The organism is Corynebacterium renale (assembly GCF_002563965.1).
Taxonomy (GTDB): Bacteria; Actinomycetota; Actinomycetes; order Mycobacteriales; family Mycobacteriaceae; genus Corynebacterium; species Corynebacterium renale.
In genome coordinates, this window is record NZ_PDJF01000001.1 from 848812 (window position 1) to 871487 (window position 22676).

Below are 22676 nucleotides of genomic sequence, written 5' to 3' on the forward strand. Positions count from 1 at the left end.
GCGGCTCAGCCGAAGACGGTGCGGATGACCTCTTCTGCAACCTGCTCGGCCTTGAAGGACTGTTCCTGATTCGTCCGCACAACCACGGCGTCCCCCTCCCGTGCAACCGCATACGCCGCCCCGGTCCCGGTGGCGCCCATGCGCCCGCCGGTCCACCCGCCGGGGAGTTCGGCACGCTCTGATTCCGCGACGGGCACGAAGTGGTCGACGACCGCCCCCGCGTCAGCGACGCTGCCCAGACGGCGCACGATAACTTCCAGCTGCGGTTCCTCCGGGTAGGACCAGAAGACGCAGGCGGGGACCTCGAAGCGGGTGTCCACGTTACTGCCGGTGACGCGCTGGCCATTGGTGTCTGCGACCCACTGGGTGTCCAGGTAGGGGCAGGGCTCGGCGGCGGTGCGGTCGTGGGCGGGCGTTTCGGTCAGCGGCACGGCGGGGGCTGCGTGTGTGGTGGGCGCTGGTGCCGGGGCGGGGGCGGGCGCAGGCTCGGGCGCCGCACACCCTGCAAGGGTTGCGGCTGCGAGGCCGGCGAGGAGGGTGCGCTTGGGTAGGCTCGTGTGCATGAAAACGACTTTAGGGCAGCAGCGCCGGAAGGTGTCGGCGCGGGTCAATATGTCGACGGCCAGCCTGCAGAACAGCGTGCTCATTATTAACTGCGTGTTCTTGATTGTGGCGGCGTCGGAGTCGCTGACGATGGGGTGGGAGCTGGCGTTAAGCAACCTGATCTTGTGTGGGTTGTACGCGTTCGTCTTCTTCTACGGGAATAGGAATTGGCAGAAGTGGCCAATCCCGGGCCAGTGGGCGTGGTTGGTCAGCCTGACGGCGGTATGGATCATGCTCATGGCTATCACGGGCGCGGCCTTGTACCTGATTATGCCGCTGTGCTTCATTTACCTGCGGGTTCTCAACGGTTGGCGGGGTGTCGTCGCGGTGATTGCGGCGACGGCACTGACGATTGGGGTGCAAATCCCGGGTGGCCTGACGCCGGGTGGCGTATTGGGGCCGAGCTTTTCTGCCCTCATCATTGTGATTGTGTACAGCGCTTACCGGACCCTGTGGCTGGTCAGTGAGGACCGCCAGGAACTCATCGAGGAGTTGCTGAACACCCAGGCGGAGCTGGCGGAGTCGCAGCGTACAGCGGGTATGGCGGCGGAGCGGCAGCGCTTGGCCCACGAGATTCACGACACCGTCGCCCAGGGTCTGTCGTCTATCCAGATGCTGTTGCACGTTGCCTCCCGGGATCTGGCCCAGGCGGACATGGACGCCGGCGACCGGGAGCGTATCGAACAGCGGCTGGAGCAGGCACGTTCCACGGCGTCAGACAATCTTGCGGAAGCCCGCGCCATGATTGCGGCGCTCCAGCCGGCGTCGTTAAGCGAGCATTCCCTGGAGGATGCGCTGAACCGGGCGGCGCGCAGTTATGGGGCGAGTGCGCAGACGGTCATTGACGTGGACGTCGTCGGTGAGCCGTACCCGCTGCCCATGAAGGTGGAGGCCGCCCTCCTGCGGATCGCGCAGGGCGCGGTGGGCAACGTGATGAAGCACGCGAACGCATCGAAGGCACGCATCACCTTGAGCTACGAGGAAGATGAGATCCGCCTGGACGTGGTGGATAACGGCGACGGCTTCGACCCCGCGGCCGTCGAGGCGCGCCCAGCCGGACTAGGCCACGTGGGACTTTCTGCTTTACGACGCCGCGCCGAAGAGATTGGAAGCGCCCTGACTATCGAATCCACACCGGGCAGGGGGACGGCCCTCAGTGTTGCAGTACGCCGCGACGGGGGTGGCCAGGGGTAGCGAAAAGTGTGGAGGATATGAGTACAATCTGTGGAGACTAACCTGCGCCTGCAGTTGGGCGCTCAATGAGGAAGGACCTGCACTATGGGCCGACGAAAGATTCGTGTACTGCTCGCCGACGACCACGAGATCGTCCGCATGGGCTTACGTGCAATCCTCGATGGTGAAGACGACATCGAAGTCATCGGCGAAGTTGCAACCGCCGAGGCCGCTATCTCCGCAGCGCTTGCCGGCGGCATTGATGTTATCCTCATGGACCTCCGCTTCGGCCCAGGTGTCGAAGGCACCAAGCTGACCACCGGCGCGCAAGCCACAGCGGCCATCAAGGAGCAGATGACCACCCCGCCGAAAATCCTGGTGGTCACCAACTACGACACCGACGCCGACATCCTGGGCGCCATCGAATCCGGTGCCGTCGGCTACCTGCTCAAGGATGCCCCACCGGCAGAACTGCTCGCGGCCGTGCGCTCCGCGGCGGAGGGTGACTCCGCGCTGTCGCCTGTGGTCGCGGACCGGTTGATGACGCGCGTCCGCACCCCACGCTCCTCCCTGACCCCACGCGAACTCGAGGTCTTGGGCCTGGTGGCGGACGGCAATTCGAACCGCGAAATCGGCGAAACCCTCATGCTCTCCGAGGCCACCGTGAAGTCCCACCTGGTGCACATCTACGACAAGCTGGGTGTGCGCTCCCGCACCTCGGCCGTCGCGGCCGCCCGCGAACAGGGCGTCATTTAAAAAGGGCGCGAAAAGGCCGCCGGAACGTTGGTGCGTTCCGGCGGCCTTTACTGTTGTGCGCCGTTTTACTTATGCGCGGCGTCGTAGGCGTCGATGACCTCGGTTGGGATCTTGCCGCGGTCGGCGACGTCGTAGCCGTTGTCCTGCGCCCACTTGCGGATCTCCTTGGCGCGGTTGTTACGGCGTGGTGCGGTAGCGCGCCGGGTGGTGGCGGTTTCCTTGCGGGCGACGTCGATAAAGGGCTGGAGTGCCTCGTGCAGTTTCGTGGCATTCTCCGCGGAGAGGTCGAGGACGTAATTGGTGCCTTCGAGGGAGAACCGGACGATGTGCACTTGGTCGTCGTTAAGCGGTGCTCCGTCTAAATCGTCAAAGTATTGCGTGATTTCTTTGCGCGCCATAAGCCTTCTCTTTTCGTATAGTTTTTAAATTTGAGTGCTTAATGCGCAGTTTAGCGGAAAATGAATTGCGATGACATAATTGCGCGCAAATGTATTGAATAAAAATCCCGGTTATATTCTGCGGGAGAATATAACCGGGGCTTAAAGGGGATTTAGCGCTGGATGGATTCCTGCAATTGATTAGTGACTTGGTCGATATCACGCTCAATCGAAGAATGTGCGCGGCGTCGCTGCTCATCGGTCATGTATTCGGCATTATCCACGGCGGCGGACAATTCGTCGAGGCGGTCCTCTACGTCCCGGCGCAGGCCAGGGGCGATGCCGTCGCGCTTCAGGCTGCGACGAATTCCTTCAATACGGGCTTTTAATGGTGCGCCGTGGCCGGAAAACTGGGCCATTTGGTCGGGGGTAATTCCAAACTTTTGTGCGCGCTGTTCGTTGAGTTTTTCTTTACCGGAGGTAACCAGTCGATAGATGGCAGGAATTGCCAGTGGAGCCAGGAGGCGGGCTGCGCCGGTCCACCGCTTCACGTTGTCTTTGTTGAACTTGCCGGCTTTAAGCTGGGCGAGTTTCTTCTCCGCCATCTGCTTTTCGTGCTTGCGCTTAGCTTTCAGGCCTTTGCGTTCTGCTTTAAGTAATTCGCGTTCCTGTTTTGCGAGCAGTTTCGCGCGACGGTGGTCCGCTTTGGCGGCGGATTTTACTTCGCCGGCGGCACGCTTTTCGGCGGCCTTAATTTCTGCTTTGTAGCGTGCGCGTTTTTTCAGTGCTTTATCCAGAAGTCCCATGTGTATTAAGCCTAGTCTGTGGTGGTTGTTCTAACAGACTTCAACATTACCCGGAAAGTCCTTTAAGCTAGTGGAATTGTGACGAACCCCGAACTTGTGGCACCGGACCCGCAGCGCATTGCGTTGGCGGCTTCCCAGCCGATGGGGGTTCGCGATTTATCCGGCTGCCAGTGGGCGGTGGCGCAGCGCCGCGCGTACCCGGAGATTGGGCCGGGTCCGGAATCGTTGGCGCGGCGTGCGCGGATGGCGTCGGCGGAGCAGGCGGTGTGGGAGCTGCTCCCGGTGCGGGCTGCCCGCGGGGACAGGGTTGCTTTTCGACGTCACGACGTCCCGCCGGAGGAGCCGTCGATAAGCAAGGAAAGTGCGCGGTGGTTGCGCGAAATGGCCACCCTGGACGCGCTGGCGTCGGGGGCGCACCTGATTACGGGCGCGGCGTTTAGTGGCGTGTTTGAGGGCGTGGCCTGGTCCGTGGAGGTACCGGTGCTGGTGCGCGTGGGGGAGGCGTATATGCCGGTGGTAATCAGTAACCACCGGATTGGGCGGCGTGCCGAGCGCGGGAGCGCGCAGGTCATTGCGACGGCACGGCTGGGGCTCGGGCGGCCGCTGGAAGAAAAGTACAAGGTCAAGGCGTACGCGCACGAACACAATGAGGCCGTGCTGGCGGCGTGGGGGCTGCGCGCCGCCGGGCTGGATAGTGGGCTGGCCGGGATTATCGGGCAGGATCGGACGCGGACGTTCGTGGTGGAGTTGGCCCGGTTTGAGCAGGCCACGGTCACGGCGATGCGCGAACCGATCCCGGAGGGGCCGCTGCGCGTGCGCGAATGCGACGGCTGCCGCTTCTGGCACCTGTGCGAACCGGAGCTGCGCGCGCGTGACGATATTTCGCTGCTCTTCCGTGGCGATAAGGCTCGCCAGTTCCGCGAATTGGGCTTAGGCACGGTTGCCGGACTCGCGGCGGCGGAGTTGGGGGAGGCGTCCGCCCTGGCGCAGGCGTACCGCGACGGCGTGGACGTGCTGGCGCGTGCCCGCGTGCAGGCGGTGCCGCGCCGCGACGTGGAAATCGACCTCGACGTCGAGGCGTACCTGGATCACGGCGCCTACTTGTGGGGACTGTGGGACGGGCACGCCTACCACGGTTTCGCCACCTGGGATGGGCTCGGTGGGGTGGCCGAAGGTGAAAACTTTGCGCGCATGTGGGGGTGGTTGCGCGCCGCCGTCGAAAGTGCGCGGGCCGCCGGCCAGACCGTGGGCATTTATTGCTACGCCGCGGGCGGGGAGAACCACTGGCTGCGCAGCAGTGCGCGGCGCTTCGGCGGGCAGGTGTATGCGGGTGTGCGCGCGCCGACCCTCGAGGAGGTGGAGGAATTCATCGCCTCGGACGAGTGGATTGACGTGTTCGTGGCGGTGAAGGCCTCGCTCATCGGGACCGGTGGCGTGGGCCTGAAGGTGGTGGCCCCGCACGCCGGGTTTCACTGGCGCGAGTCCGGTTTCGCGGGCGAAGAGTCCGTGAGCGCATACCGCGAAGCCCGCGGGATTGACCCCGGCGACCCGGAGGCTGCCCGGGCGCGCCTGCTGGACTACAATGAAGACGACTGCCGCGCCACCAGCGCCGTGCGTGCATGGTTAAGCGCTGGTGCCCCGGGTGTTCGGCGCGTCGTCGATTAGCACAGCCCTGCGGCGGTACATCGTGCTGGCCAGCGCAATCGCGATGAGCGCGCACCCGCCAACGCACAACCAACCAATGACGGCGACCCAGCCGAAGTGCGCGAAGATCAGGCCGGACAGCCAGCCGATGATCGAAGAACCCATGTAATAGCAGAACAAGTACATGCTCGAGGCCTCGGCGCGGTCGCGGGTAGCGGTCACGCCGACCCATCCGGACGCCACGGAGTGCACCGCGAAGAATGAGGCCGTGAAAACAAACAGCCCCACGATGGCCACCCACAGGTTCGGCGCCGCAATCAGCGGCAAACCCAGCGTGAAGAGCACGGCGGCAATCCCCATGACGTGGCCGCGCCCCCACCGCGTGGCCATCGCGCCCGCGCGTGCCGACGTCCACGTCCCCGCCAAATACATAAAGAAGATAGCGCCCACGGCGGCCTCGGAAATCCCGAACTTTTCCACCAACCGGAAACCAATCAAGTTATACATGGACACGAAGCACCCCATGCCCACGAACGCGGACGCGAACAGCAACGCCAGGCCCGGGTTCGCCCAGTGGCCGACCATGGCGCGGACCTCCCGGCCCAGGCGCAGCTGCTTCGGGCGGAAGTTCTGTTGGCGGGGCAGCAGGACACTCAGCGCGACGGCCATGGTCAGCGCCACGCCCGCGGAAATGAACATGGCGGCCTGCCAGTTCACCACCTCCAGAAGCGCGGACGGGATGATACGCCCACTCAAACCCCCGACCGTGTTCCCGGCAATATAGATACCCATCGCATGCCCGACGTCCTGGGGGCGGATTTCCTCGGCAATCCAGGTCATCGCCACCGCCGGCACGCCCGCGATGAGCACGCCCTGCAGGCCACGCAGCGCAATCAACAGCCACGGTTCCGTAAACAGCGGGATGACCAGGCCAAGGGCCGTCGCCGCGAGTGCGCTCGTGATGAGCACGGTGCCGCGCCCAAATCGTTCCGACAGGATCGATGCCGGCACGATGCACACAGCCAGCGCGCCCGTCGCCGCGGACACGAGCAACGAAGCATGCGAGACGTCCATGCCCAGCTCCGCGACAAAGGTCGGCAGAATCGCCTGCGTGGAATACAGGGCGTTGAAAGTGGCCAGGCCAGCACACAACATCGCAAGAACAGCTTTGGTATAGCCGGGAGTACCACGTGAAATTGCCATGACTCAACCTTCTCATATGCGTCAAATGTGAATAATAGGCCTAAAGTATGCGGTATGGGTATAGATGATCTGCGTAGCTTCCTCGCCGTGGCCACCAGCCAGGACCCGCTTATCGACGTCGCCTCCTCCCTAGGAATCGGCCAACCGACACTGAGCCGTCGATTAGCACGCGTTGAGACGTACGCCGGAGCCACCCTCTTCGACCGCGCCGGGCGCTCGCTCGTCCTCAACACCCGGGGGCGGGCCTTCGTGGTGCGCGCACGCGCCGCACTGGACGCGCTCGAAGGTGGGCGCGCCGAAGTCCGCCGGCTCATGGACCCCGAACGCGGCACTATCCGGCTGGACTTCATGCACTCGCTGGGCACGTGGATGGTGCCGGACATCCTGCGCGAATACCGGCGCCAACACCCCGACGTCCACTTCGAACTCCACCAAGGCGCGGCCAGCTACCTCCTCGACCGCGTGCGCTCCGACGCCTCTGACCTGGCGCTCGTAGGCCCACGCCCGGACCCCGACATGCAGTGGCAGCAACTGGCGCGCCAGCGTTTGGCCGTCGCCGTGCCGGCCGGTGAAGGCTCCGGGCCGATCGCTTTGGAAGACGTTGCCGACGCCCGGTGGATCGGCATGCTGCCCGGCTACGGGACGCGCACGCTCCTCGACACGCTCACCGCGGCCGCCGGTTTCCGCCCCGACGTGGTCTTCGAATCGATGGAACTCACGACAGTCGCCGGACTCGTCGCTGCCGGCCTGGGCGTCGCGTTGCTACCGCTTGGCGACCCAAACCTGCAGATCCTAGGCATCGAACTCCGGCCCATCGAACCTGCCGCGTACAGGGAACTTGGCGTTGCTTGGCGCGGGGATGGTTCGGGTGGTGGCGCTGTTTCGGGTTGCGCGGGTTGCGCGGGTTGCGCGGTGGGGCCGGCTGTCGGGCCGGCGGTGGCGCAGTTTTTGGAGTTTTTGCAGGACTGGGAAGGCCTGGCGGGCCTGGAATAGCTGGCCTTATGAGCCAGACTTAATATCCCAGGTCACGCTTCGGTGGGGTGGCGCGCGCGACCTGGGTTATTAAGGCCAGCTTGTAAGTATGCGGATGTACGCATGGGTTCGTATCCGTGGTTGCTCCATTGTGTGTTGCCTGTGGTGCTGGTGGTGTTTTTAGCGTGAATATTTGGTGCGCATCTTGTATACGCCAGGTCGTGAAAGTTCGGTCTTCGAGCGCGACCTGGCGTATCAGGTTTGTCAGTCAAGGATGCGCGCGAGCCAGAACGTAGCGCGCAAGCGCGCCGCGGATTGCCCCATCCGGTGGGTCACCTGAAATATGGAGCGCGGATTCGCGGTTGGCGTGAGGTTGCGAGGTGAATAATTATCAGCGAGCCTTAACAGCCCAGGTCGCGCACTCCCGGTAACGAACCGCCGACCTGGGATATTAAGTGCAGCTCATAAATATGCACATCCCCGATGCTCCCTTGCGCTCAAGCCGCAGTTCGCCGGCCCCGAAAATGCAGAAAGCCGGCATCACCGTAGTGATGCCGGCCGCACGCCAAGCGCATCAAGCGCTAAGCGCCAAGCGTCGAAGCGCTAAAACGTTTTACTTAGCTGCTGCTGCGTAACGCTCTGCGACGTCGTCCCAGTTGAAGACGTTCCAGACTGCCTTGACGTAGTCAGCCTTGACGTTCTTGTACTGGAGGTAGAAAGCGTGCTCCCACATGTCCAGCATGAGGATTGGGGTCAGGTTGATGGAGGTGTTGCCTGCCTGGTCGGTCATCTGCTCGATGACGAGGCGGCCTGCGACGTGGTCGTAGCCGAGAACTGCCCAACCGGAGCCCTGCAGGGACAGTGCTGCGTTGGAGAAGTGGTCCTTGAACTTTTCGAAGGAGCCGAAGTCGCGGTTAATAGCTTCTGCAAGTTCGCCGGTTGGTTCGCCGCCACCGTTTGGGGAAAGGTTCTTCCAGAAGATGGAGTGGTTGGTGTGGCCACCAAGGTTGAATGCCAGGTTCTTGGAGAGTGCGCGAATCTGGTTCTGGTCGGTGCCCTCTTCGCGTGCCTTCTCGAGTGCCTCGAGGGTTGCGTTAGCGCCGTCGACGTAAGTCTGGTGGTGCTTGGTGTGGTGGATCTCCATGATCTCTGCGGAGATGTGTGGCTCGAGTGCGTCGTATGCGTAGTCGAGTTCTGGAAGGGTGTAAACAGCCATGCTGTAGGTCCTTTCTTTAGTGTTTAATTCGTGGCACCCATGGTAGGTAGCTTTTCAATTTCTGCAAGGGTTAACGTTGCAGAAATTTGCAAAACACCTGCTTAATAGCGCTATCAAATAGCAAGTTAATATAAGTTAACTCAATAAACCGGATAGTGGGACGGTCGTTTTGTTGCGGTCGGTCGGCGCGGAATTTTTCGCCGACCCTGACCGTTAAAAGCAGTACACACCCCCAACGAAAAGGAGATTTCCATGGCCTGGCTATTTGGCCCGAAGCCTGAACTCGTAGCAGAAAGCGAAGCGCTCAAGGGTGGCCGTCACCCGGTGCTCCCGGAACCGCAGCCGCACGCCGTGTTAGGTACGCCGATTACCGGGCCGTGGAAGGAGAATCAGTCTGTCCTGTGGGTGGGGATTGGCTGTTTCTGGGGCGCGGAAAAGATGTATTGGGAGACTGACGGCGTGGAGTCCACGTCCGTCGGTTACGCCGGGGGAGTTACGCAAAACCCCACGTACCGCGAGGTATGCACCGGGCGGACGAACCATACGGAGGTAGTCGAAGTCGTCTTCGATCCCGCGGTAATCAGCCTGGATAGGATTGTGCAGATCGCGCTGGAGGCCCATGATCCGACCCAGGGCTTCCGGCAGGGTAACGACGTCGGCACGCAATACCGTTCCGCCTTCTACACCGCAACCCCCGCCGACGCGCGCCGGGTGCAGGAAATTGTCGACCACTATGCCACCCAGCTTTCCGACGAAGGCTTCGGCAGCGTGACCACCGAAGTTCGCCCCCTGGCCGACACGCCGGCGGGCACCTATTACCTCGCGGAGGACGAGCACCAGCAGTATCTGCACAAGGTCCCTAATGGGTACTGCCCGCACCACTCGACGGGCATCGCGTGCGGCCTGCCTGAGTAAGGCTTTATTGCCAAGACTGCTTCTCTGGATTCCACGTTTCATCTTGGATTTGTCCTCGAAGGGCGGGGTTAATACACCGCCCGGCGTAGTCCAGAGATGCCTCCAAGGAATGTAGTTCTTTGGGGAATGGGGCCTGTTTGGTTGCTTGCGAATAATAGCGAGCATCCCAATCTTTACTAGGGGATACCAGTTTCTCCGGAAGTTCGACACCACGCCTAGAGGATTCGTGATGCAAAGCGTTAATAAATACGCGACCATCAATGGTTTGGGTACTGGTCATTGTCACGATGTCCATCAAATCGTGATAGCGGGTGCTGGGTCTATTTTGACTCCCGTGGACTTCATACATGGCGCAGATTTTATCCGCTAACTGGCTACCAATTGGCGGGGAATAAATGTAGAAATCGTCCGCGTAGATGATAGTTTTCCCAACGGAGTTGAGCAGCGGTGCAACTTTTATTTGTTCAATTGGAGCCTGAGTATGTCGCTGAGTGGTGATATCGATCTTGAAGTTCGCAAACTCCTGCGCCCCTATTCGAACAATTATCTGGACATCAACACTCGGGCCTATATATCCTTCGACGTCTTCATCTCGGAGCAGTGCTAACCTCCGGATTTCAAAACTGAAACCGTCGCCATCGTCGATTTGGCAAATATGCTCGAGCTCTTTTTCAAGGCTTTGTAAAGAGTTCCATTGTTGGGCGCGCGCTAGGTCTAAGTCGATGGTGAATCGTCCCTGGCTGTTGCGTAGTAATAACGAAGCACCTCCAGTGAGTACCCAAGGTGTAGACGCGTTATGGAATACGCGGCGAAGAAAAGCCTCGAAGACTATCTGGTAGCGGACGGAGTCGGCGGACCTGCTGTTTTGGCGTGCTGCATTTCGGATGAGGGAGTTTAGCGAGTTGATTCTGCGTCTTGCATTCGATTTCTTGGGGGTCTCTGCCATGTTGGTTACCTAGTTTCGTCCGTGTGTTTCTGCTCAAGCGAATACTCGACAGCTTTAGTGAGTTCTACGCGCCATTCTTGAAGGGAAATATTTTTTTCGACACTTTGGCGAAATTTCTTGCCGATTTCTTCCATCGCCAAAGCAACGTGGCGTGAAACAGCGCGCTCGAAAGCATCATTAAACTCGAAGACCTTGCCCGAGGCTACTTTTTGGTGTTCTGAACTACGGGAGGGATTGCGCACTAGGTTTTCGGCAAAATGCAGGGCAGACAGCATCTGGTCGAGTTGTTCTTCTAATGGCACTGCTTCTGCCTGGAGTTCTTGGACTAGTTCTTCGCTAGTTGTGCAGCCGTAGGCGTGGGCGTGGGGTTTGAGTGCCCGGGCGACAGACTCAAAGCTGACGCCTTCTCTGCGTAGCCCATCGGCGACTAAATCGGCGAGGTAGTTTCTTTCAATATGTGTTGCTGCCAGGTCTGAAATAGTTCTTTCGATAGAAGTCACTGGCAGGCCATCCATATTTACGATTTCTTCCGGCAGTAATGTGTGGTTGGAGTAAACCGTAATGTCGGGTTGCGTGGTTTGTTTCCTGTGAGAGGCGGAAAAATAGTGTTTTGCTGGAATCAGCGTTCCAATATTATGCAGACGTGCAGCCGACTCGTGCGAAACTGCAATGGTCTCGTTTAAATCCCATCTGTCGTCAACAAAAGTCCCCGGCTCTAACGCAATCCACGCAGCTTTAACTTCTGTGGCTTGATCATTGCGTATCGACGGTAGGTAGTAGATACCGTGCCGAGCTCGTTGGAGAATCCCACGCTTACTGAGTCTGCTTATCTGTAAACGAGAAATTCCCTCCTGCTCGGCTTGAGCAGTGGAAATGATTCCCCATTGGTGCGCCGCTGCTAGCTCTAACGTTTCAAGAGCCTCCGTGGAATTCACTTCGAACCAAACTCCTCTCACGTGTAGTGTTGGCCGGTGCAGTTCTGCTTCAAATGTATCACTCTAAACGATACAATCCAAGCGTGATAGTGATACAAACGAAGCATAATTGACCCTCTCGCTCGCATATACTTTGTGAATACGCGCGCTCGTCACAGTCGGTATGGTCGACGGAGTCGCGTGAGGTTTCATGAATATTTAGTGCGCATCTTGTATGCGCGAGGTGGTGATTATCTCCGGAGTATCCGCGACCTGGCGTATTAAAGATGTCAGCCAAGGGTGTCGATCAAGAAAGTGCACCAAATATTCACCCGCACCTTTAAGTGCAACGCTGCCAAGCCGGATGACAATAGTCTGCCCGGCGCTTTTGCGCCGGTCCTTTTCTGCCCACGCCCCTACACAAAAACACGTGAACCGGAAGGAGGCGCGCGAGCGCGCCACGGATTCTCCCTTCCGGTGGGTGTTGTGAAGTTTAGATTGTCGCTTCTTGGTTGGTGTGAGGTTGAGAGGTGAATAATTATCACCCAGCCTTAACATCTCAGGTCGCGTCCATCCCGCCACGCGCCTGTGACCTGAGATATTAGCGACAGCTGATAAATATGCGATTTTGCGTATCTGTCCGGATCCGTAATTACCACATTGTGTGTTGCCGGAGGAGCTGACGGTGTTGATGGTGTCTTTAGCGTGAATATTTGTAGCGCGTCTTGTATATGTCAGGTCGCGAAATTTCTGGCTTCGAGCGTGGCCTGGCGTATCAGGTTTGTGAGTCAGGGATCCGTGTCAAGGGCACTCATCAAAGCTTCTCTTGCGCTTTTCTGGTCATGTGCCAGATAATCTGGGACTCGGAAGAGGATAGCTGGCCCGGCGCTTCGTCTAAAAAACACGTGAACCGGGACAAGGCGCGCACGTGTGTCACGGATCATCCCACCCGGTGAGATTCCGGCAACTACAGGCTACAACCATTCCAGGACAACCCTCCACCCCGAAAACGCTAGCCTTACCGGCCAGCCTTAATATCCCAGGTCACGTACGCCTGGCGGCCGGCGCGCGACCTGGGATATTAACGCCAGCTGATAAACGTGCACATCCCCATGTGCTCTACGCGCTCCGGGGCTCACCCGCCAGCCCCGCGCTCCAACCCCGCCAGCACCGCGCTCCAACCCCGCCAGCCCTGCGCCGCAAACGAAACCGCGCGTACTGCCCGGTGTGTACTTCCGCACATTTCATGCCCGAATCTGCCCGTTTCTGAACAAAAGCGGGCATAATGAAAGGCGAACATCAATCAACCCTGGCGCGGCCGAGGTGCCGGCACAATAAGGATCGCCAAGCCCAGCCGAAGCCAGAAAGCACATCATATTGGAGTGTGGGCTATGCAGAAGAGTGTTGGCAACAAGGTTGTACTGATCGGGGCTGGGGACGTCGGACTGGCTTACGCGTACTCGCTGGTTAACCAGGGTACCGTGGACCACCTGGCGCTCATCGATATTGATGAGAAGAAGACCAAGGGCAACGTCATGGACCTGAACCATGGCACCGTGTGGGCTTCCTCGCAGACTCGCGTCACCGTTGGTACCTACGAGGACTGCCGCGACGCTTCCCTGGTTGTCCTGTGTGCAGGTGCAGCTCAGAAGCCGGGCGAATCCCGTCTGCAGCTCGTCGATAAGAATGTCAAGATCACGTCGGGCATCGTCAAGGACGTCATGGATCATGGCTTCGATGGCATCTTCCTCGTCGCAGCTAACCCGGTGGACATCCTGACCTACACCACCTGGAAGGTTTCCGGCCTGCCATGGCAGCGCGTCATCGGTTCCGGCACCGTCCTGGACTCGGCTCGTTTCCGTTACATGCTCGGCGAGCTGTACAACACCTCCCCAAGCTCGGTACACGCGTACATCATCGGTGAGCACGGCGACACGGAGCTTCCGGTGCTGTCGTCGGCAACCATCGCTGGTGTGTCCATGCGCAAGATGCTGGAAAAGGACCCAGAGCTTGAGGGCCGCCTGGAGAAGATCTTCGAGGACACCCGCGACGCCGCGTACCACATCATCGACGCCAAGGGCTCCACTTCCTACGGCATCGGCATGGGCCTGGCCCGCATCACCAAGGCTATTTTCCAGAACCAGGACGTTGCACTGCCAGTGTCTGCCCTGCTGCATGGTGAATACGGCCACGAGGACATCTATATTGGTACTCCAGCGGTTATTAACCGTGGCGGTATCCAGCGCGTAGTTGAGCTGGAAATCTCTGCTCACGAGCAGGAGCGTTTTGATCAGTCCGTCGAGACGCTGAAGGAGATTCAGAAGGAGTTCTTCTAAATTGAAGATTGTTGCCCATCGCGGGTTCGCCGGACTCTACCCGGAGATGACGCGCACCGCTTTCGAGCGGGCACTCGAACTGCCAATCCATGGCGTCGAATGCGATGTGCGTTTAACCCGCGATGGGCACGTCGTGTGCCACCACGACCTCACCGTGGACCGCACCTCTGACGGTCACGGTCGCGTCAAGGATTTGACGTTGGCACAACTGAAGGAACTCAACTTCGGCACCAGCACCAAGCGGGAAGAGATCATGCTTCTCGACGACCTGCTGGACCTCGTCGAAGGCACCGGAAAGCACCTGTACATCGAAACGAAGCACCCCGGTTCGCGGGGACGTATCCTCGATGAACAGGTGGCTTTGCGTTTGCGCTACCACGGCTTGGAGAACGCGGACTGGGTCCACGTCATTTCTTTCTCACTGTTGTCGGTGGCGCGCATCCGTAAACTTTTGCCCGGCATCGACCGGTTTGCGTTGCGGCGCGACTGGTACCGCTTCTTGTTCGCCGACCCGCGGTGGGGGAAACCGACGGGAATGGGCCTATCTTTGCTGCGTGCGCGCCTGCACCCGAAGCTTATTGGCGTGCGCAAGTTGCCCACGTACCTGTGGACTGTGGACAATCCGGAGGACATGGTGTGGGTGCAGGAACATGGGGCAGACATTTTGGCTACCAACCGCCCCGACCTTGCCCTTGATGCCGTACGCTAGTGCGCATGGCTAAGAAGAAAAAGAACGAAAATCTGCCGGAGGGTATGAGCCGTCGTCAAGCGAAGCTCGCCGCTCGAGCCGCTGAACGCGCCGCCCTGGAGAAGGACCCCCGCCCATTCGGCGGCCTCGTCGCCGAGGCCGACCTGATCGCGTTGCAGGAATTTGTGCCAGCCGCGGAGGCGACCGTCGACGTCAAGGGCGCAACCCGCCCCATCAAGATCGTGACCGTCCTGCCGGGCGCCGTCGCAGCTGTGGCCCGCGAGGACGAAGCCCTCGTTGCGCTGCAGACGCAGTCCCACTCCCAGAACCCAGGCCGCGACCTCGCGTACGCGCTGAACTGGGCAAAAGATGCGGCCGCCGGCGAGAGCTTGGCTTCCGCCGCCGCTGATGGCACCCAGCCGGCGCTCACTGAGCTTATCGACGCCTCCGCGCCCCTCATCGTCACCGCCCGCGACGAATTCACCTGGTGGGTCGGCGAAGGCGAAACCGTCAGCCCCATGTACGCGCAAGCTATCCGCGAGGCCAACGAACGCATCATCCCGTCCTACCCTGTCGAGGCGAATATCCCGGGCGTGGCATGGTGGGTCAACCCTGGTAACGGCAAGGCGCACATCCGTTGGGTCCGCACCGACGATAACGAGAACCAGCTTCTCAACGCCCTCGCGCGCATCGCGGCACGCGGTGAACTAGTGCTGGGTGAAGGCTCGAAGTTTGCCGGCGCTTTCCGCACCCACGGCGTAGTCGTTCCCGTGTGGGACTTGGACCCGGCCCGCGAGGTCGCGTCCTACGCCGCGGACCTGGAGGAACTGGCTGCGAAGATCGACGCTGAGCTGGGCAACGACGCCCAGTTGACCGCCGACGAGCGCAAGCAGCTGCAGAACATTAAGTCCCGCCAGGTGACTATCTAACTCCAGCTTGCTAGTATCCCGCGGTGTTGGGCCGCGGGATTTTTGCTGCCCGAGGTAGGTGGGTGTCGCTTACCCTCCATACTGCGCGTTGTCTAAAAAACTGGCCTGCGGGTTTGTCGGAGCAGGCTGTGCAGAATGGAGGCTTTGCGACACGGACACGTAAAAGGAGGGCTTCCCCGTGGTGGGGAAGCCCTCCTTTTAGTTAGCGGGTACCAGTTTTACTTGGTGCTGGAGCCGCCGTTGGACGATTCGCTGCCGGCTGCGCCAGCTTCGCTGGAACCGCCGTCGGTTGCGCTGGAACCGGAGTTGTCAGCGTCGCCGGTGTTGCTGGAGCCCCAGTTATTGAAGCCTTCTGGGGTACATGCCTGGTACATCAGTCCGAGGGCTACGAGGCCTGCGGCCACGATGCCCAGTCCGATGCCTACTGGTTCGGCGTACTTCTGGTACGGCGCGAATGCTTCGTTGGCACGGTTGATGTGGCCTTGCAGTTCTGCTTGGGCCTGGCGCATCCACTCGGGCTGCTCGATGCCGTGGCCGCCGTTGCCGAAGTTTGGCTGGTTGCGACGGTGCTGCTCGGTGAGAGCGTTGAACTGGGCGTTGATGTTGCCGATCGCCTGGTTAATCTGTGGCTGCAGGTGACGTGCCACGGGCACGCCGATTGCGGCCATGATGCCGATTGGGATCAGCCACAGCAGCGGGTTGTTTGCCGAGGAGAAGTTGGCTACGCAACGGTCCCAGGTGTTGCTGCTCTTATTCGGATCAGCAGGCTTATCGTCTGGGTTATCGCCTGGCTTGTCGCCTGGCTTGGTACCTGGCTTATCGCCCGGCTGCTCACCAGGCTTGGTACCTGGTTTCTCACCCGGCTTGGTACCTGGTTCGCCACCAGGCTTCGTACCTGGTTCTCCACCAGGCTGTCCACCCGGTTTGCCACCAGGCTGCTCGCCCGGCTTGGTGCCCGGATTGTCGTCGCCTGGGGTGACGCTTGGGTCAGCAGGCTTGGTGCCCACACGGATTACAGCGTCAACGGCTGGCGTGATTGTTTCGGTGGTCACGACCGGGTCGCCGACAGGCTGGGAGCCTTCAACCTTCTGCGTCGTGGTGACCTTTTCCTTGCCGAGGACGCCTTCCTTTTCGCGGATGACCTTGCCGGCTTCCAGGGTTGGGTCTTCGATGACCTCGGTCTGGAATGGGATGTCACGTTCGACGGTGTTGGTTACTTCGCCGGTCGTTGCGTCCGGGTTGTATTCGACGACGTGGGTGACAGGTGCGGTGGTGACGTTTTCTTCCGTCTTCACCTCGATCTTGCCGTTCACATTGGTCGTGGTGACCGTGATGGTCTTCTCACCTGGGACGCCCTGGGTGAGTACTCGGGTGGTGCCTGGTTCGAGGTCGCGGTTGATGCGGAATTCCGTCTCGAATGGGACCTTTTCGGTCAAGGTCTTCGGCGCCGGGGTTTCTGCTGGCTTGGTGCCCACACGGATGATGTGCTTGACAGGTTCCTTCGTGCGCTCAGACTTCACGACGGCATCACCGGACGGCTTGCCGTCGACAAGCTTCTGAGTGGACGTCTCGGTCTCTTCGCCGGCTTCGCCGTTCTGTTCAGTCTGGACGGTGCCCGCTGGCAGGTTCGGGTCTTCGATGACCTCAACCTCGAACGGGACTGGCTTCTTCGTGGTGGTCACCAGCGTGTTCTCGCCGAGGCTTGGGCCATATTCGACGATGCGCTTCTGCGGTGCCTTGGTCTCCGTGGATTCGGTGACGGTGGCCTGGGTGCCGTCGAATGCGAACTTGGCGGTGTGGGTGGTTTCACCCTCGATGCCTGGCTGTACTTCATTGATTTCACCGGCGGCGAGCTCAGGGTTCGGGCGCAGTTCGGTCTCAAACATGGTTGGCACGGTCCAGGTAACGTCCTTGGCACCGGTCGGCTGCTTGGTGCCGATCTTTACAACCTCGTCGGTTGGTGCCTCGGTGACCTTCCAGGTGCCGTCGTTTTGGTACTCCTGCTTGCCGGGCTTGCCTGGGGTGACGACTTCGTACTTGCCGGCCTCCAGGTTGGGGTCGGTCTCGTACTTGATGTTGTACGGCGCGTCGGTGACGACTTTGCCGCGGACCACGACGGTCGCATCCGTGGTGGACGTGACCTTGCCGTTTTGCGTCACGACGGGCACGGTGATCGAGTCACCAGCGCGCGCAGTCTTCGGCGCTTCGACGGTCACGTGGCCGGTCTTTTCGTCTACGTTGACGGTCCAGCCAGCAGGTGCCTTCCAGCCGTCTTGCACCTTGTAGGTGGTGCCGGCTGGGTTGTCCGTCTTCTTGTTTGCAACAGTGACGGTGCTGCCAGGTTCGGTGGTTTGTGGATCGTAGTCCGCGCTCACCTCGCCGGTGCCCACGCGCACCTTACCGTTGACCGGCTCCTGGGTACGGTTGACCGTCTGGGTTGGCTTGCCCTCGGGCTTACCTGCGACGATCTTCTGCGTCGTAGTGACGGTTTCCTTACCCGGCTTGCCTTCGGCCTCGCGGACGATGGTGCCTGCTGGCAGGGTTGGGTCTTCCACAACTTCGGTCTCAAATGGGACGTCGCGCTCGACAGTGTCCGTGACCTCGGTGTCGGCCGGGGTCGGGCCGTATTCGACGACGCGATTGACGGCAGGCGTATCCACGTTCTGGGTGCGCTCAATCGTGGTTTCGGTGCCTACGGTCTTGGTGTTGACCGTCACGGTCTTTTCACCAGGGGTGCCGTCCACCGTTACCTTCACTTCGCCTGGCTTCAGGGCAGGGTTTGGCTTGAACTCGGTATCGAACGGTACCGGTTCCTTCCAAGACTCGCTCTTGGTGGATTCCGCAGGCTTGGTGCCCACACGGATGATCTCTTCCTTTGGCGCCTTGGTCTGCTCAGACTTAACGGCGGGCTCACCGAATGGTTTACCGTCGACAAGTATCTGCGTTGAAGTCTCGGTCTCTTCGCCGGCTGCGCCCTTCTGCTCAACCTTGAACTCGCCTGCCGGCAGATTCGGATCTTCGATGACCTTGACCTCGAACGGGACTGGCTTCTTGGTGGTGGTGACCAGCTGTTGCGGGTCAAGACCTGGGCCGTATTCGATGATGCGTGCCTTGGACTGCTTAACGGTTTCTACCTTGTTGGTACCGGTGGTATTGCCGTTTTGGCCCCTGAAGGTGGCAGTGTAGCGCTTCTCACCGAGTTCACCGGCCTGGACTTCCTTGACCTCGCCAGGCTTGAGTTCTGTGTTTTCACGCAGGATGGTGTCGTACGGGACCGGCGCGGTCCATTCGGCCTTGCCTTCATTCACGGCGTGCTTGGTGCCGACGACGACGACCTCGTTGACCGGTGCTTCGGTTTGTTTCCAGGTGCCGTCCTTGAGCTGGTGTTCGGTGCCTGGCTTGCCTTCCTTTTCAACCCTGTATTCGCCGGCAGGAACGGTGTTGTCGTACTTGTACTCGACGTCGAATGGAACCTTGCGGGTGGGGCGGTCGACAACAACGATCGGTGCGTTCGCGAGGTCCGTGGAGCCATCGGAGTACGTCACGGTCACCGGCACGTTGATCTGATCGCCTGGTTTCGCATCTTTCGGTGCCTTGGACAGGACGTTGCCGAGATTATCGAGGCTGACGGTCCAAACACCGTTGTTAGTAATGAACTCGTAGATCGGGTTGCCGAATTCATTGTTTTTGCCGGTTGGTTTCCAGTTCGTCGCGTCATCTCCTTGCGGAGTAATCGCGTACGGGTTTTCCGCAGCAAACGCGAGGCCGTCTGGCTTCTCGACGTTCAGCGGGGACTTAGCATCCTCGCCGGGGTACACATTTTCCGCAGGGTAGACAGGCTCGGCCTCGTAGTTGTTCGTGAGGTTGACCACGGTGGTGACCGGAATTTCTTCCGTCGAACCATCCGGGTAGGTGACGGTGACGTTCTGGACGTCCTTGTCGCCCGGCTTCGCGTCAGCTGGTGGGGTGACGGTGATCTCGCCGGTCTGTGGGTTGAGTTCGTACTTCCAGCCGTTGTTTGGCTGGTTGATCTTGAACGTGCTTCCCTTGGGCAGCGCAGGTGGTGCGACGTTACGCTTCACTGGTTTCCCAGGGGTGGTCGACTCTACCGGGTAGACCGGCTCGTGAACGTCCTTATCCAGGGTCTTCACGACGAAGGCTGCGAAGACTTCCTTAGAGGAACCGTCCTCGTAGGTGACCTTCACAGGCACGTCGATGCTGTCGCCAGACTTTGCATCAGCAGGAGGTTTTGCGAAAACCTGCCCGTTTTCATCGACGCGAACTTCCCACTCACCAACCTTTTTAGGTACGGAGTACGGGTTCTCCGCAGCCAGGTCTTCCTTCTTTGCGCCGCCCAGAACTGGCGAGCCGATCTCTTTACCTGGCTTGGTTACCTGCTGCTTGTACTCAGGTGAGTAGACCTGGGAGCGCTTGCTCTCGACCACGACGGTGGCTTTAGTAATGTCCTTCGTACCGTCTTTGTACGTGACAAGCACAGGAATATCAGCGGAGGATCCAGGCAGGGCGTTGACTGGGATTTTGGTAGTGATTTTACCTGTGTTGGGGTCAATCTTCACTTCGTCCCAAGAACCTAGGCGTGCTGGTGGCGCGATGTAGCCAGGAGCTTTCGGGTCCGTGATGATGCTGTACTTCTTTGCTTTGCCTTCGTGCATGCGTGAAGTATCGACGGTGCTGGTGACCTCATCGTCAGGCTTGCCACGCTCGGTAGGATACTGAGGATCGTTGACCTCAGCGTCAGTTCCAACAACCTTGACCTCTGCCGGGACTTCGCCTTCGGATCCGTCCGGGTAGTTGACCTTGACCGGGATGGTTATAAGGGTGTTCGGCGCGGCATCAGCTGGCGGGGTGGAAGTAACGTTGCCGGCCTTATCAATCGTGAACTCCCAGCCAGCCGGCCATTCACTCCTCGGAGGAAGCGTGTAGGTCGCGCTTTCGGGGTCCTCCAGCTTTGTATTCAGCTTCGAGGTAACGGGCTGACCCGCGCGGGTCACGCGCGGCGGGTAGTGGGCGACGTCCGTGCCGGTGCCATCACCGATGACCACATAGGTGCCCGACGTTTGCTGTGCAGGCGAGCCGGAAGCGTAGTGCGTCTTAACAGGAACCGTGATGAATGCACCAGGAAGAGCGCTTTCAGGAACGGTGGTGGTAAGCGCACCAGTTTTCGGATCGATGGTGACCTTCCAGTCTCCGACTGTGTATTCCAGCGAATCGTCAGGGAAGGTGTACCGGTTTGGTTCCTCGTCAGCTTCGTTGCCGCCCAGTCCAGTAGGTGGCTGGGTTGGGGTAAGGGTCAGAGGGTCACCAGGCTTGCCAGATTCCGACGCGTAGCGTGGGACCTTCACGTTTTGCTCAACAGCGAACTGAACCGTCACGGTGTCAGTCGTGCCGTCTGGGTAGACGGCCGTGACCGTCGGAGTGATCTTTGTGCCGTGGGGTGCGTCGGCAGGAGCAACTGCGGTAACGGTGTCATTTTCTACCTTGACCGTCCAACCCTCTGGGACGCCTTCAACCTTCCATTCCTTCGGAGTGCTTGCAGGCCGCTTATTGTAGACGGGCGTGCGCGTCAGGTTCGACGTCATCGTGGAGCCTGGTGCGCCCTTGACCAACCCGCCAGATGTTAGGTCTGTCTTCTGGGTATCGTTTGGCGCGACTGTAACCAGCAGGGGCAGGATATCTTGTGAGCCGTTGGAGTACGTCACGATAACCTTTGGCATTGCGAACGTACCCACAAGAGGGTTCTTTGGAGCCGTGACCGTAACCTCGTAGGTATTCGGGTCCATCTCAGCTTTCCAACCGGAGTACACGTGCTCGGTATCCAGCTCGATGGTTGCGTTGTTATTTTCCTTCAGCTTCCGCAGGTCGAACTCCGGCTTCTTCGGGTTCTGCTTGAAAGTTACCCTCTGGGGTTCGGTAGCTACCGGCCCGTTCTTGCTCTCCACGCCGGAGATAATGGTGCGCTGAGGTTCCTCATAGAACGGGTCGTGGAACTGGGTATCGTCTAAGCTGCCTTGCCACGTGCTGAGCAGGTTGGGCTTGTTGTAGCGTTCTAGGGTGTTCACGGACTCGTCAGCCACGACGGGGTTGTACGTGGCATCATCAGCAGCAGCGATTGCCTTGAGCTCGTCCACGGAGCGTGGTTTTGCGAACACAGCGAAACGGATACCCTGCTGCGCATTCAGCTCAGTGCCCACATACTTCGGCCAGGTCAGCGTCATGGTTCCGTCAGCACCGATTTCGAGGAGTTTTTCCCCACCTGACTCGGCTGGATCAGACGTGCCCAGGAACTTGCCTTGGCTGTCGTATGCTTCAACCACAAGGCGGTTCTTTAACTCGGCCCCGTCCGTACCTAAATCGACCTTGCCGATACGCTGTGGCTCACCAGGAGTAATAACCTTCTTTTCGATGCTTTCCCACGTGACCTTGATAGGGGAGCAGTTGTTGTACTCACCCGGCCATGGGTTCACGGTTCCGTAGACACCGAAGTTTTCCCCATTTAAAAACTTTTCGTTGGGAAGATCTTCAGAGTATTGGCCACGCCAACCAATAGTCACACCTTTATCGGAGGCCATCTCGGCGATTTTCTCGCCTGTCAGTTCGCTTGAAACGTCAAATTCATTTTGTCGTTTACCACTGACCTTGGCTATTTCGTCCGCAGTGTGGGTAATAAACGTGCCTTCTTTGACGGCCTTGCTGCCCTTCTCCAAAGCAGGAAGATTAGCCCTAGATGCGGGCAAGCTTTTCGCACTGTCAGTAACGCTCCACTCCACAAAGGTGCGGCCTTGCGAGTTATCGAAGTGTAAGTCGATGCCGAAGGTCCGCTTATCAGAGCTAGTAGGAGATGGGTTTGTCGTCCAGTACCGCAAACCTGCGGTATTCGCTATGCCATTATCGCCATCACCGGCCCCGTAACTAAAAGAACAGCTTCCCGCCGGCAGGTTATTCTGCGCTTCGCTCACCAGGCCGACAGTGCCGTTGTATTTACTATTCTTGCCGATGCCCGAATCCAGGGTGACGTTTTCGGTGTTTTCACCGCTAGCATCCTGCGCTGTAGCAGGCGTGGATACGACGGCGGTGCCGCCGAGTGCGATCGCGATCGCGGAAATGAAGGTCACGCCGGTACGTGAGTGCTTCCGGAATTTTTTAACCATCTTGTGTCAAACTCCTGATGATATGTGGC

The 22676-nt window shown here is 59.7% G+C and carries 16 protein-coding genes; 8 read left to right on the top strand and 8 right to left on the bottom strand.

Annotated elements, in window-relative coordinates:
• Window positions 1–5: 5 nt before the first annotated feature.
• Window positions 6–563, bottom strand: a complete 558-nt coding sequence (locus ATK06_RS04060) for a DUF2020 domain-containing protein (protein WP_048381140.1) — start codon at window positions 561–563, stop codon at window positions 6–8.
• Here ATK06_RS04060 and ATK06_RS04065 point away from each other — a divergent pair.
• Together ATK06_RS04065 and ATK06_RS04070 are read left to right on the top strand one after the other, a co-directional pair.
• Window positions 562–1797, top strand: a complete 1236-nt coding sequence (locus ATK06_RS04065) for a sensor histidine kinase (RefSeq protein ID WP_048381142.1) — start codon at window positions 562–564, stop codon at window positions 1795–1797. The two genes, ATK06_RS04060 and ATK06_RS04065, sit on opposite strands and share 2 nt — an antisense overlap.
• Window positions 1798–1881: 84 nt before the next feature.
• Window positions 1882–2532, top strand: coding sequence for a LuxR C-terminal-related transcriptional regulator (locus tag ATK06_RS04070; protein ID WP_048381144.1), 651 nt, complete (start codon window positions 1882–1884; stop codon window positions 2530–2532).
• A gap of 65 nt (window positions 2533–2597) precedes the next feature.
• On the opposite strand, the gene ATK06_RS04075 is transcribed toward ATK06_RS04070, so the two are convergent.
• Both ATK06_RS04075 and ATK06_RS04080 read right to left on the bottom strand, forming a co-directional pair.
• Window positions 2598–2930, bottom strand: a complete 333-nt coding sequence (locus ATK06_RS04075) for a histone-like nucleoid-structuring protein Lsr2 (protein ID WP_048381145.1) — start codon at window positions 2928–2930, stop codon at window positions 2598–2600.
• A 152-nt stretch (window positions 2931–3082) separates the two neighbouring features.
• Window positions 3083–3715: a DUF6474 family protein gene (locus ATK06_RS04080; protein ID WP_048381147.1), complete on the bottom strand. Its 633-nt coding sequence runs from the start codon at window positions 3713–3715 to the stop codon at window positions 3083–3085.
• A 78-nt stretch (window positions 3716–3793) separates the two neighbouring features.
• Between ATK06_RS04080 and ATK06_RS04085 the strand changes: the two genes are divergently transcribed.
• Window positions 3794–5380 (top strand): TM0106 family RecB-like putative nuclease, encoded by a 1587-nt coding sequence (locus tag ATK06_RS04085; protein ID WP_231913561.1) that lies wholly within the window; start codon window positions 3794–3796, stop codon window positions 5378–5380.
• Here ATK06_RS04085 and ATK06_RS04090 read toward each other — a convergent pair.
• Window positions 5339–6562 carry an MFS transporter gene (locus ATK06_RS04090; RefSeq protein WP_098388882.1) on the bottom strand — a complete coding sequence of 408 codons (1224 nt, stop codon included), beginning with the start codon at window positions 6560–6562 and terminating at the stop codon, window positions 5339–5341. The two genes, ATK06_RS04085 and ATK06_RS04090, sit on opposite strands and share 42 nt — an antisense overlap.
• A gap of 54 nt (window positions 6563–6616) precedes the next feature.
• On the opposite strand from ATK06_RS04090, the gene ATK06_RS04095 reads away from it, so the two are divergent.
• Window positions 6617–7555 (top strand): LysR family transcriptional regulator, encoded by a 939-nt coding sequence (locus ATK06_RS04095; RefSeq protein WP_098388883.1) that lies wholly within the window; start codon window positions 6617–6619, stop codon window positions 7553–7555.
• A 592-nt stretch (window positions 7556–8147) separates the two neighbouring features.
• On the opposite strand, the gene ATK06_RS04100 is transcribed toward ATK06_RS04095, so the two are convergent.
• The gene (locus ATK06_RS04100) at window positions 8148–8750 is read right to left on the bottom strand and encodes a superoxide dismutase (protein ID WP_048381148.1); all 603 of its coding nucleotides are present in this window, start codon (window positions 8748–8750) and stop codon (window positions 8148–8150) included.
• A 252-nt stretch (window positions 8751–9002) separates the two neighbouring features.
• On the opposite strand from ATK06_RS04100, the gene msrA reads away from it, so the two are divergent.
• A complete protein-coding gene (gene msrA, locus ATK06_RS04105; protein ID WP_048381150.1) occupies window positions 9003–9665 on the top strand; it encodes a peptide-methionine (S)-S-oxide reductase MsrA in 663 nt (220 codons plus the stop codon).
• A gap of 4 nt (window positions 9666–9669) precedes the next feature.
• On the opposite strand, the gene ATK06_RS04110 is transcribed toward msrA, so the two are convergent.
• Window positions 9670–10611: a nucleotidyl transferase AbiEii/AbiGii toxin family protein gene (locus ATK06_RS04110; RefSeq protein ID WP_098388884.1), complete on the bottom strand. Its 942-nt coding sequence runs from the start codon at window positions 10609–10611 to the stop codon at window positions 9670–9672.
• A gap of 5 nt (window positions 10612–10616) precedes the next feature.
• Entirely contained in the window at window positions 10617–11546 is a 930-nt protein-coding gene (locus ATK06_RS04115; protein ID WP_053072868.1) for a type IV toxin-antitoxin system AbiEi family antitoxin domain-containing protein, read from the bottom strand.
• 1370 nt (window positions 11547–12916) lie between these two features.
• Between ATK06_RS04115 and ATK06_RS04120 the strand changes: the two genes are divergently transcribed.
• From ATK06_RS04120 to ATK06_RS04130, 3 genes are read left to right on the top strand one after another with little or no spacing between them, the layout of a single operon-like run.
• A complete protein-coding gene (locus tag ATK06_RS04120; protein ID WP_048381154.1) occupies window positions 12917–13861 on the top strand; it encodes an L-lactate dehydrogenase in 945 nt (314 codons plus the stop codon).
• Between the two features lies 1 nt (window position 13862).
• On the top strand, window positions 13863–14570 hold the full coding sequence (locus tag ATK06_RS04125) for a glycerophosphodiester phosphodiesterase (protein ID WP_048381155.1): 708 nt from the start codon (window positions 13863–13865) through the stop codon (window positions 14568–14570).
• A 5-nt stretch (window positions 14571–14575) separates the two neighbouring features.
• The gene (locus ATK06_RS04130; protein WP_197712612.1) at window positions 14576–15478 is read left to right on the top strand and encodes a DUF5926 family protein; all 903 of its coding nucleotides are present in this window, start codon (window positions 14576–14578) and stop codon (window positions 15476–15478) included.
• A gap of 218 nt (window positions 15479–15696) precedes the next feature.
• Here ATK06_RS04130 and ATK06_RS04135 read toward each other — a convergent pair whose 3' ends face one another.
• The gene (locus ATK06_RS04135; RefSeq protein WP_098388887.1) at window positions 15697–22647 is read right to left on the bottom strand and encodes a YPDG domain-containing protein; all 6951 of its coding nucleotides are present in this window, start codon (window positions 22645–22647) and stop codon (window positions 15697–15699) included.
• Window positions 22648–22676: the final 29 nt, after the last annotated feature.